Source organism: Aeromonas sp. FDAARGOS 1415 (genome assembly GCF_019048365.1).
Lineage (GTDB): Bacteria > Pseudomonadota > Gammaproteobacteria > Enterobacterales > Aeromonadaceae > Aeromonas > Aeromonas taiwanensis.
The window spans coordinates 519,534-530,000 of record NZ_CP077363.1 but is presented as its reverse complement, the minus strand read 5'-3'; the positions used below and the strand labels follow the sequence as shown (position 1 = coordinate 530,000).

The 10,467-nt window shown below is 61.0% G+C and carries 8 protein-coding genes, 2 rRNA genes and 1 riboswitch (1 of these 11 cut by a window edge); of the genes, 7 read left to right on the top strand and 3 right to left on the bottom strand.

Annotated elements, in window-relative coordinates; genetic code table 11:
• The 6 genes from I6L45_RS02485 to I6L45_RS02460 all read left to right on the top strand — a co-directional run.
• Nucleotides 1–857 (top strand): 23S ribosomal RNA (locus I6L45_RS02485); it begins 2,032 nt to the left of the window's first position.
• A 78-nt stretch (nucleotides 858–935) separates the two neighbouring features.
• Nucleotides 936–1,050, top strand: a 5S ribosomal RNA gene (rrf, locus tag I6L45_RS02480).
• A 286-nt stretch (nucleotides 1,051–1,336) separates the two neighbouring features.
• Nucleotides 1,337–1,786, top strand: a complete 450-nt coding sequence (locus I6L45_RS02475; protein ID WP_216983362.1) for a pullulanase — start codon at nucleotides 1,337–1,339, stop codon at nucleotides 1,784–1,786.
• A 210-nt stretch (nucleotides 1,787–1,996) separates the two neighbouring features.
• Nucleotides 1,997–4,144, top strand: coding sequence for an adenosylcobalamin-dependent ribonucleoside-diphosphate reductase (locus tag I6L45_RS02470; RefSeq protein ID WP_216983361.1), 2,148 nt, complete (start codon nucleotides 1,997–1,999; stop codon nucleotides 4,142–4,144).
• 9 nt (nucleotides 4,145–4,153) lie between these two features.
• Nucleotides 4,154–4,837, top strand: a complete 684-nt coding sequence (locus I6L45_RS02465) for an NrdJb (RefSeq protein ID WP_134697298.1) — start codon at nucleotides 4,154–4,156, stop codon at nucleotides 4,835–4,837.
• 220 nt (nucleotides 4,838–5,057) lie between these two features.
• Nucleotides 5,058–6,428, top strand: a complete 1,371-nt coding sequence (locus I6L45_RS02460; RefSeq protein ID WP_043758138.1) for a PhoH family protein — start codon at nucleotides 5,058–5,060, stop codon at nucleotides 6,426–6,428.
• A 66-nt stretch (nucleotides 6,429–6,494) separates the two neighbouring features.
• On the opposite strand, the gene thiQ is transcribed toward I6L45_RS02460, so the two are convergent.
• From thiQ to thiB, 3 genes are all read right to left on the bottom strand, one after another.
• Nucleotides 6,495–7,202: a thiamine ABC transporter ATP-binding protein gene (gene thiQ, locus I6L45_RS02455; RefSeq protein WP_216983360.1), complete on the bottom strand. Its 708-nt coding sequence runs from the start codon at nucleotides 7,200–7,202 to the stop codon at nucleotides 6,495–6,497.
• Nucleotides 7,203–7,274: 72 nt separating this feature from the next.
• The gene (gene thiP, locus I6L45_RS02450) at nucleotides 7,275–8,897 is read right to left on the bottom strand and encodes a thiamine/thiamine pyrophosphate ABC transporter permease (RefSeq protein WP_216984158.1); all 1,623 of its coding nucleotides are present in this window, start codon (nucleotides 8,895–8,897) and stop codon (nucleotides 7,275–7,277) included.
• The gene (gene thiB, locus I6L45_RS02445) at nucleotides 8,894–9,874 is read right to left on the bottom strand and encodes a thiamine ABC transporter substrate binding subunit (RefSeq protein WP_216983359.1); all 981 of its coding nucleotides are present in this window, start codon (nucleotides 9,872–9,874) and stop codon (nucleotides 8,894–8,896) included. The genes thiP and thiB overlap by 4 nt, the downstream gene beginning before the upstream one ends.
• A gap of 99 nt (nucleotides 9,875–9,973) precedes the next feature.
• A riboswitch (TPP riboswitch) is annotated at nucleotides 9,974–10,064 on the bottom strand.
• A gap of 91 nt (nucleotides 10,065–10,155) precedes the next feature.
• Between thiB and I6L45_RS02440 the strand changes: the two genes are divergently transcribed.
• The gene (locus I6L45_RS02440) at nucleotides 10,156–10,446 is read left to right on the top strand and encodes a PilZ domain-containing protein (RefSeq protein WP_043758147.1); all 291 of its coding nucleotides are present in this window, start codon (nucleotides 10,156–10,158) and stop codon (nucleotides 10,444–10,446) included.
• The last annotated feature ends 21 nt before the right edge of the window (nucleotides 10,447–10,467 follow it).

Genomic DNA, 10,467 nt, shown 5'->3' with positions numbered 1-10,467 from the left:
GCTAGACGGAAAGACCCCGTGAACCTTTACTACAGCTTGGCACTGAACATTGAACCTACATGTGTAGGATAGGTGGGAGGCTTTGAAGGCGTGACGCCAGTTGCGCTGGAGCCGTCCTTGAAATACCACCCTTGTATGTTTGATGTTCTAACGCAGGGCCCTGAATCGGGCTCGCGGACAGTGCCTGGTGGGTAGTTTGACTGGGGCGGTCTCCTCCCAAAGAGTAACGGAGGAGCACGAAGGTTGGCTAATCCTGGTCGGACATCAGGAGGTTAGTGCAATGGCATAAGCCAGCTTAACTGCGAGACGGACAGGTCGAGCAGGTACGAAAGTAGGTCATAGTGATCCGGTGGTTCTGAATGGAAGGGCCATCGCTCAACGGATAAAAGGTACTCCGGGGATAACAGGCTGATACCGCCCAAGAGTTCATATCGACGGCGGTGTTTGGCACCTCGATGTCGGCTCATCACATCCTGGGGCTGAAGTCGGTCCCAAGGGTATGGCTGTTCGCCATTTAAAGTGGTACGCGAGCTGGGTTCAGAACGTCGTGAGACAGTTCGGTCCCTATCTGCCGTGGGCGTTGGATGATTGAAGGGAGTTGCTCCTAGTACGAGAGGACCGGAGTGAACGAACCTCTGGTGTTCGGGTTGTCACGCCAGTGGCACTGCCCGGTAGCTAAGTTCGGAATCGATAACCGCTGAAAGCATCTAAGCGGGAAGCGAGCCCTGAGATGAGTCATCCCTGACCCCTTGAGGGTCCTAAAGGGCCGTTGGAGACCACAACGTTGATAGGTGGGGTGTGTAAGCGCGGCGACGTGTTGAGCTAACCCATACTAATTACCCGTGAGGCTTAACCATACAACACCCAAGAAGTGTTTCGAGCCTTGTAACGAATACGAAACTACTTACATCAGCTTTCTCAGATTGAAGAATTTGCCTGGCGGCAATAGCGCAGTGGAACCACCTGACCCCATGCCGAACTCAGAAGTGAAACGCTGTAGCGCCGATGGTAGTGTGGCATTCGCCATGCGAGAGTAGGACACTGCCAGGCACCCAATTGAAGAAGCCCGCTCATCTGAGCGGGCTTTTTTATTGCCTGAAATTGGCCAGAACGGCGAATTTCCACCTTCAGATAGTCCCGCCGTTTTGTCATTAACCACCCGAGCTTCACCAATCCCTTTGATTCTCTGTTCGATATTTATCCATTGATAGAGTGCGTTGGATATAAAAAACACAGAATGTGATGCCTCTACCTTTCTTGTGATGCCCGCTCTGCTTTAATTCGTCAGCCCACGTTCGATGGGCCAAGGAATCACAATAATCTGAGGAATGGACACATGTTCAAAAGAACAGTAACGATGATGCTGGCGGCGGGAACCCTGGTATTAGGCGGTTGCGCATCCAATGGCGGTGCAGAGCAGGCGGCAGACAACAGCGACTTCGGCGGCAAGTCCATCTACCTGCGAGGGGAGATGAACGACTGGATGGCGACCGATGAGAGCAAGGTGGTCAAGGTCGCCGACAAGCTTTACATGGCCAAGGGCACGCTCAAGAAGGAGTGGGCTCCCTACAAATTCAAGTTCGCTGACTCCGGCTGGAGCTGCGGTACCAACTTCGGCTACAAGAGCCCGAGCGATGGCGTGGCCGTACTGGGCGGGGAAGCCGTACCGGTCAACCCTTGCTCCAAGTATGAGGACATGAAGTTCTCGCCGGATGCAGATGGCGTCTATGAGTTCTATCTGAATATGGCGGGTGAGACACCGAGCGTTTACGTCAAGAAACCCTGAGATCCCGCTTCGCATTAAATCTCTCGGGAATTGAACCGCTTAAATGCCCTGGCCCAGAAATCTGCTGGCCGGGGCATTTTTTTAGGATAGAATCTGCGCCCTCGTTATGACTGGTTTACTATATATAGTGTTGCTCACCTTAAATTTCACTATTAGTTGTGCTTTTAGTGTTGTCAGGGTGTAGATGCATTCACATGAGGTTGATTGAACATGGCTAAATCCACCCCGGTGCTGGAGAGCGACACCGTCGCCCGCCAGATCCCCCTGCAGGAGACGTCCCTCGAGATCTGGGACAGCAAATATCGTCTCAAGAGCAAGGATGGCGCCCCCATCGATGGTTCCATCGACGAGACCTACCAGCGGGTCGCCCGCGCGCTGGCTGCGCAGGAACGCGAACCCGAGGCCTGGTATGCGCCCTTCCTGTGGGCCCTGCGCAATGGTGCTATTCCGGCGGGCCGCATCACCTCCAACGCCGGGGCGTTCGAGCACAAACCCGCCACGTCCACCATCAACTGCACCGTCTCTGGCACCATCGAAGATTCGATGGACGATATCCTCGGCAAGGTGCATGAGGCTGGGCTGACCCTGAAGGCCGGCTGCGGCATTGGCTATGACTTCTCGACCCTGCGCCCGCGCGGGGCCTTCGTCTCCGGTGCTGGCGCCTATACCTCCGGGCCGCTCTCCTTCATGGACATCTACGACAAGATGTGTTTCACCGTCTCCTCGGCTGGCGGCCGTCGTGGCGCCCAGATGGGCACCATGGACATCCGTCACCCCGACGTGATCGAGTTCATCCAGGCCAAGCGGGAAGATGGCCGCCTTCGCCAGTTCAACCTCTCCCTGCTCATCACCGAAGAGTTTGTGAAGGCGGTGAAGGAGGATGCCCCCTGGCAGCTGATCTTCCCCTACACCGCCAAGGAGGTGGAGCAGGACGGCATCGCGCTGGACGACTCGCAGCAAGTGGTCTGGGCGGACTGGCCCAACAAGGAAGGGGTGGTGATAAACGAGCTGGGGCAGGTGGCCTGCAAGGTCTACAAGACGCTGCCTGCTCGCAAGCTCTGGAACGTCATCATGACCTCTACTTACGACTATGCGGAGCCCGGTTTCATCCTGATCGACAAGGTCAACGAGATGAACAACAACTGGTTCTGCGAGGAGATCCGCGCCACCAACCCCTGCGGCGAGCAGCCCCTGCCGCCCTATGGCGCCTGTCTGCTGGGCTCAGTCAACCTGACCGCCTTCGTGCGGGACCCCTTCACCGAGCAGGCTGCCTTCGACTGGTCCGCGTTTCGCAAGGTAGTGGCCATCTTCACCCGCATGCTCGACAACGTGGTGGAGATCAACCAGCTGCCGCTGGCCAAACAGCGCGAGGAGATTACCGCCAAGCGCCGCCACGGCATGGGCTTCCTCGGCCTGGGCTCGACCCTGACCATGCTGCGCATCAAGTACGGCTGTGCGGCGTCCGTCGCCTTTACCGAGCAGGTCTCCCAGGAGCTGGCGATGACCGGCTGGCAGGAGTCCCTGCGGTTGGCGAAGGAGAAGGGGCCGGCTCCCGTCATGGAGCAGGAGTTCGAGGTCACCGGCAAGATGCTGCGCCTGCGCCCCGAGATGGCGGCAGATGGCATCAAGATCGGCGACAAGGTGAAGGGCAAGGTGCTGCACGCCCGCTACAGCCGCTACATGCAACAGGTGGCCGAGGTGGATCCCGCCCTGGTGGCCGAGCTGGCCGAGGTGGGTGGCCGTTTCACCCACCACAGCAGCATTGCGCCGACCGGTACTATCTCCCTGTCGCTCGCCAACAACGCCAGCAACGGCATCGAGCCAAGCTTTGCCCACCACTACAGCCGCAACGTCATCAAGCCGGGCAAGAAGAGCAAGGAGAGCGTGGATGTCTACTCCTTCGAGTTGCTCGCCTACCGCGAGCTGGTGAACCCGGCTGCCATGCCCTATGGGGCAGATGAGGCCAGTCGCCTGCCGGATTATTTCATCACCGCAGACGACATCAGCCCGACCGGGCACGTGGACATCCAGGCGGCGGCCCAGCGCTGGATTGACTCCTCCATCTCCAAGACCGCCAACGTGCCGACCGATTTCCCGTTCGAGCAGTTCAAGGATATCTACCTCTACGCCTCGGATTCCGGGCTCAAGGGGTGCACCACCTTCCGCTTCAATCCGGAGGCCTTCCAGGGCGTGCTGGTGAAAGAGAAGGATCTGGAGAACACTCAGTACGAGTTCACTCTGGAGGATGGCTCCGTCATCACGGTGAAAGGGAACGAAGAGATCGAATACGATGGCGAGCTGCACACTGCCGCTAACCTCTACGACGCCTTGAAAGAAGGCTATTACGGCAAATTCTGAGAACGACACATGGTCAAGAAGATCGACAGAAAAATCGTCGCCTACAAGGTGAAAACCCGGGATGAACCGCAAGAGGCACCGGATCCCCAGGATGACGTGGTGCACATGCACGAGACGGTGCTGCGCCCGGAACGGCTGATGGGCACCACCTACAAGCTGAAGACGCCGGAGCACGTCTCCGAGCATTCGCTGTTCATCACCATCAACGACATCATTCTCAACGAGGGCACGGTCCACGAGACGCGCCGTCCGTTCGAGATCTTCATCAATTCCAAGAGCCTGGAACACTATCAGTGGATAGTGGCCCTGACCCGCATCATCTCGGCGGTATTCCGCAAGGGGGGGGATGTCACCTTCCTGGTGGAGGAGCTGCGCTCCGTGTTCGATCCCAAGGGCGGCTACTGGAACAAGGGCAAGTATGTGCCCTCGCTCATCGCCGAAATTGGCAACGTGATAGAGACCCATCTCACCGAGATCGGCATGCTCAAGGTGCCCGGGCTGGACGAGCACCAGCAGGCGTTTCTGGCCGAGAAGCAGGCGGAACTGCAGGCACAGCAACAGGCAGAAGAACAGCAGGCGGGCAGCGGTTTCCCCCCCAATGCGGCGCTCTGCTACAAGTGCCACACCAAGGCGCTGGTGCAGAAAGATGGCTGCATGACCTGCCTCAATTGCGGTGATTCCAAGTGCGGCTAACGGGGCCGATTGGGGGATAACCCCGCTTGAAAGACCGGCCAGAGAGCCGGTCTTTTTTATTGATTGCTTTATATACAGTAAGTTGGGGCGGGCAAGGGAAATGTTGCACGCCGGTAAATTCGGGCGTAGCGTTGGGGGTAATAAAACTGTCACGGTCGTGTGGTTTCAATGACATCTGAGATTCACACACGTGGCACCTTCAGTGCCAAGGAGGATGCTTATGGACAACACGGACCGAAAGCTGTTTATCCTGGATACCAACGTTCTGCTTCACGAACCCCTCGCCATCTACTCCTTCAAAGAGCACGACGTGCTCATCCCCATGACGGTGCTCGAAGAGCTCGACAACATCAAGGATCGCCAGAAAGACGTCAGCCGTGATGCCCGCATCGCCATTCGCGCACTGGAAGACGTATTCCGCGACGCGACCCCGGAACAGATAGTGCAAGGGGTGGCGCTGGCCGGCGAGGCGAGCGGTCGCATCTCCATCTTCAGCGATCACCATCTGCCTCAGGATGCCGAGGTGTTCACCGACAAGGAGGCGGACAACCGCATCATCAATGCGGCCCTCTATCTGCAAAAGCATGAGATGAAACGCCAGGTGGTGCTGGTGACCAAGGACATCAACATGCGCCTCAAGGCCAAGGGGGCCGGCCTTGCCCATGTCGAGGACTACCGCAGCGACCAGCTGATCGACGACATCCGCCTGCTGGCCAAAGGCTTCCAGGTAGTGCCCGGCAGCTTCTGGGAACGGGTCGGAGAGTGTGACAGCGAGACCCATGGCCGCGATACGGTGCACGTCATCGACTCGGCCCTGCTGGAGGGGGTGCACGTCAATCAGTACCTGCTGGACGAGGAGAACTTCTTTGCCGCTAGGGTACTCGCCCACGACGGCCAGAAGATCCGCCTCAAGGATCTGGGCCGCGAGCGGCTGATGTCGCGCAAGGCCTGGGGCGTGCATCCCAAGAACATCTATCAGGGCATGGCCCTCGACGCCCTGCTCGATCCCCATATCGACCTGGTGATCCTGACCGGACCTGCCGGTTGCGGCAAGACCCTGCTCGCCATGGCGGCGGCCCTGGAGCTGGTGATCGAGAAGGGGATCTACGAGAAGGTGATCGTCACCCGCAACACCCCGGAAATCGCCGAGAGCATCGGTTTCCTGCCCGGAACGGAAGAAGAGAAGATGATGCCCTGGCTGGCGGCGGTGACCGACACCCTGGAGGTGCTGCACAAGCAGGACGAGAACATGAGCGGGTCGCTGAGCTACATCATGGAGAAGGCCAACATCCAGTTCAAATCGGTCAACTTCATGCGCGGGCGCAGCATCCAGAACACCTTCGTGCTGCTGGACGAGTGCCAGAACCTGACGGCGTCCCAGATCAAGACCATCATCACCCGTTGCGGCGAGGGGACCAAGATCGTCTGCTCCGGCAACCTGGCCCAGATCGACTCCAACTACCTGAGCCCGGTGACCTCGGGTCTGACCTACATCGTAGAGCGTTTCAAGGATTTCGACGGCAGTGCCAATATCTTCCTGAATGGAGTTGTGCGCAGTCGACTCGCCTCCTTCGCCGAAGAAAACCTCTGATCCCGGCCGACAAACCATACATGAACAAGGGAAGCCAGCTGGCTTCCCTTTTTTGATCCCGTCTACCTAGGCCCCCTGGGGACGACCGAGGTAGCGCAGCAACCCGGCGTGAGCGCTGCTTTGCAGGATCTCGGGCTTGCCCTGCAAGGCGATGCATCCCTCGTCGATGAAGAGTACCTGGTCAGCGATAAGCTGGGCGTCTTCCGGGTTATGGGACACCATCAGCACTGTAATGCCTTGTTCGCAGGCGAGGCGGGCGACTTCTGCCAGCATTTCCCTGCGCAGGGCCGGATCCAGGGCCGAGAAGGGCTCGTCCAGCAACAGCAGCGGCTTGCCCCGCACCAGGGCGCGGGCCAGGCCCACCCGCTGTTGCTGGCCACCGGAGAGCTGATCCGGCAGGCGCATCAGCATGGCGCCAAGGCCCACCCGCTCGGCCGCCTCGTTGACCTGATTCCGCTGGGCGGCGTTGAGACGCAGCCCGGGGTGCAGGCCGATGGCGATGTTGTCGAACACCGACAAATGCAGGAAGAGGTTGTGATCCTGGAACAGGGTGGTGACCGGCCGTTCGGCCGGGCCCAGCGGTATCAGATCCTGACCGTCGAAGGTGAGGGTACCGGACTCCACCGGCACGAAGCCGGCGATCATGCCGAGCAGGGTCGACTTGCCGGCGCCGCTCGGACCGATCAGGGCGGTGATCTCCCCCCTGGCCAGGGTGGCGGTGAAGTCGACACGCCAGTCGGGGTAGCTGGTGACCAGTCTGTCGATGTTCAACATCTTTTGTTCTCCGGGGAGTTGTGTGAGCGGCCAGCAGGGCTGTGTCGGGACCCTTGCAAGGTGCCGCGGATTTCAAGGTTCGGCATGCTTCCCTCCAAGCCCCCGCTCGACCAGCCAGAACAGGGAGAAACAGAGCGTGAGCAGCAGCAGGGCAGTGGCGGCCGCCTCGGTCAGGCGGTAGCTGCCGAGCTGCTGATAGAGCAGCCAGGGCAGGGTGGTGAGGGTCTGGCTGCCGAACATGGCGATGGCGCCGAGATCACCCAGCGACAGGATCATGGAGAGGGCCATCGCCAGGGCCAGCGGGCGGCGCAGCAGGGGCCACTCTACCAGCCGCAGGCGATGCAGGCCGCGTACCCCCAGACTGTCCGCCAGCCGATCATACTGACGCACCACCAGCTGCATGGGGGCGTTGAGGGTGCGCAGCACATAGGGCAGTGCCATCAGGGCGTTGACCAGTACCACCAGCCAGGGGCCCAGGGAGAAGACATCGGTGAAGGGCATGAACATGATGAAAAGCCCGGTGGAGAGCACCACCGCCGGTATCATCAGGATCATGGAGCCGCTGGCTTCCCACAGGGCGGCGGCGCGCCGCTTGCGATCCCGCACCCTGAGGTGGCGGCTGGTGAGCAGCAGGGCGGCGCCGAGCAGGGTGGCCAGGGAGCCGGCCGCCAGCGCAATGGCCAGCGACTGGCCTCCCGCCTGCCACAGCCGGTTCGACGTCAGCGCTGGCAACAGGCCGGGGTTGAACCCGGCGACGACGATGGCCAGCAGCGGCGGCAGGAAGATGGCGAGCCCCAGGGTCAGGGCCAGCCCATCCACCAGGGCCGTGCCCCTCTGGTGACGATCCGGGCGCAAGCAGGGGCGACGGCTCTCGATCCGGCTGGCCGGCGTGGTCTGCAACTTGTGCTGCAACAGGAGCAGGGCCAGGGTCAGCAGCAGCTGCACCAGGGCGAGCCCGCCGGCGGTGGCGAGATCGAAGTCAAAGCGCAGCGCCTGATAGACCGCCACCTCCAGGGTGGTGGACTTTGGGCCACCGCCGAGCGCCAGCACTGTGGTGAAGCTGGTGAAGCAGAGCATGAAGATGAGGCTGGCGAGCCCCGGCAGCATGCCCCGGATGATGGGCCACTCCAGCAGCCGGAAGATGTGGGAGGATCGCATGCCGAGCTGGCTGGCGAGGCGCCAGGAGGACTCGGGAATGCTCTCTATGCTCTGCAGGATGAGGCGTGCGGCGAGCGGCATGTTGAAGAAAACGTGGGCCAGCAGGATGCCGAACAGGCCGTAGAGGTAGTTGCCGGGATCCACGCCCAGACCGCGCAGCAGTTGCGGCAGCCAGCCCTGACGGCCGTGCACTGCCACCATGCCGAAGATGGCGATGATGACGGGCAGCACCAGGGAGAGGCCGAACAGCTTGAGCAGCAGGCGGCGGCCGGTGAAACGGCGCCGAGCCAGGGCCCTGGCCACCGGAATGGCTAACCCCAGGCTCAGCAGGGTGGAGAGCAGGGCCTGCCAGAGGCTGAAGCCCAGCACGTGGCGCAGATAGGGATCGGCCATCAGGGTGCGGGGGGACAGGGTACCGGCCTGCCACAGCAGGGCCGCCAGCGGCCCCAGGGACAACAGCAGGATGATCAGGGTGGCTGCGCTGCCCGGCAGCCACCAGAGGGGTCGAGACTGTGGTTTCACGAAGTGATGGCTCACTGGGTGACGGCTTGCAGCCACTCCCGGATCCAGCCCTTGCGGTTGGCGGCCACCTCATCGGCGCTGAAGGCCAGCGGCTTGGTGACGGTGATCATCTGCTCGAAGCCCTTGGGCAGCGGGGTGTCCGTCACCGGATACATCCAGTTGCCGGCAGGTATCTCCTGCTGGAAGGCGGGGCTTAGCATGAATTGCAGGAACTGGTCGGCCAGCTTGCCCTGCTTGGCGCTCTTGAGCTTGGCGGCCACCTCCACCTGGCGGTAGTGACCCTCCTCGAACGCGGCCGCCCGATACTGGGGTTTGTTCTCGGCGATCAGGTGATAGGCAGGGGAGGTGGTGTAGGAGAGCACCATGTCTGCCTCGCCGTCGAGGAACATGCCGTAGGCTTCTGACCAGCCCTTGGTGACGGTGACCGTCTTCTTGGCAAGCTGTGCCCAGGCGGTGGGGGCCTGGTCACCGTAGACGGATTTCATCCACAGCATCAGCCCCTGTCCCGGGGTGGAGGTGCGGGGATCCTGATAGATCACCTTGAGATCGGTGCGTTCGACCAGCTCTTTCAGACTCTTGGGGGGCTGCTTGAGCTTGCCGCTGTCGTAGACGAAGGCGAAATAGCCGTAGTCATAGGGCACGAAGGTGTCATCCTGCCAGCCACCCGGCACCTTGAGGGCGTCGAGCCCGGTCTGATGGGGGGCGAACAGCCCGCTCTGCTTGGCCTCGCTGACCAGGGCGTCATCCAGCCCCAGCACCATGTCGGCCTTGCTGTGCTGGCCTTCCAGCCGCAGCCGGTTGAGGATGGCCACGCCATCTTCCAGCGCCACCAGATCCAGGGTGCAGCCGCACTCCTTCTCGAAGGCCTGCTTGATCTTGGGGCCCGGGCCCCATTCGGCGGCGAAGGAGCTGTAGGTGTAGACGGTGAGGGTATCGGCGGCAAATGCCTGGGCCGAGAGCAGGCCGGTGGCGAGCAGCAGCAGGGTCTTCATCAATGGCACTCCTGTGGGTCCTGAGGTGCCATGGGCAGCGGGCTGCTCATCAATGGCACGTCTCGTGTGGTGAGGGCCAGCGGATGAGGGCGCAAAAACGCGCGTCATGCCTCAAATTCCTCCGCCAGCATTATCTGGATCAGGTTCACGGGTATAATCTCAGCGGTAAACCGCACCCCGTTTGAGCAACGCATCGCATTGTATGGGCGTTCCCAGGGGGAGGCCAGCACTATGTTTCACGGGCCGCATCGTGCGAGCCACCACCCAGGAGGATGCCCCAAGTGATCACCAGCACCAAGGAAAGACGAGCCTTCCAGCGCATGGTCATCAATGCCCCCGTCACCCTGTTCCAGCATGATCTGGTGCTGGAGGGGATCTGTCGGGATCTCAGCGCCAACGGCATGGGCGTCGAGGTGAACGAACATGGCTTCGATCCGGATCAACCCGTCCGGGTGAGCCTGGCCACCAGCAGCAACCTCCTGCCTCCCTTCGAGGCCCAGGCTCGCATCGTGCGGGTGCTGGAGGAAGAGCACGGGCTTCTGCTGGCGCTGGAGTTCCAGTCTCTGGCCTGACGGGTACCCTCACCCCTTCTC

What these genes read in the sequence shown, in the direction of transcription:
- I6L45_RS02470 (WP_216983361.1), top strand. Translation starts at nt 1,997, where the DNA reads ATGGCTAAATCCACCCCGGTGCTGGAGAGCGACACCGTCGCCCGCCAG.
- thiQ (WP_216983360.1), bottom strand. Translation starts at nt 7,202, where the DNA reads ATGTTGAACATCGACAGACTGGTCACCAGCTACCCCGACTGGCGTGTC.
- I6L45_RS02460 (WP_043758138.1), top strand. Translation starts at nt 5,058, where the DNA reads ATGGACAACACGGACCGAAAGCTGTTTATCCTGGATACCAACGTTCTG.
- I6L45_RS02475 (WP_216983362.1), top strand. Translation starts at nt 1,337, where the DNA reads ATGTTCAAAAGAACAGTAACGATGATGCTGGCGGCGGGAACCCTGGTA.
- I6L45_RS02465 (WP_134697298.1), top strand. Translation starts at nt 4,154, where the DNA reads ATGGTCAAGAAGATCGACAGAAAAATCGTCGCCTACAAGGTGAAAACC.
- thiB (WP_216983359.1), bottom strand. Translation starts at nt 9,874, where the DNA reads ATGAAGACCCTGCTGCTGCTCGCCACCGGCCTGCTCTCGGCCCAGGCA.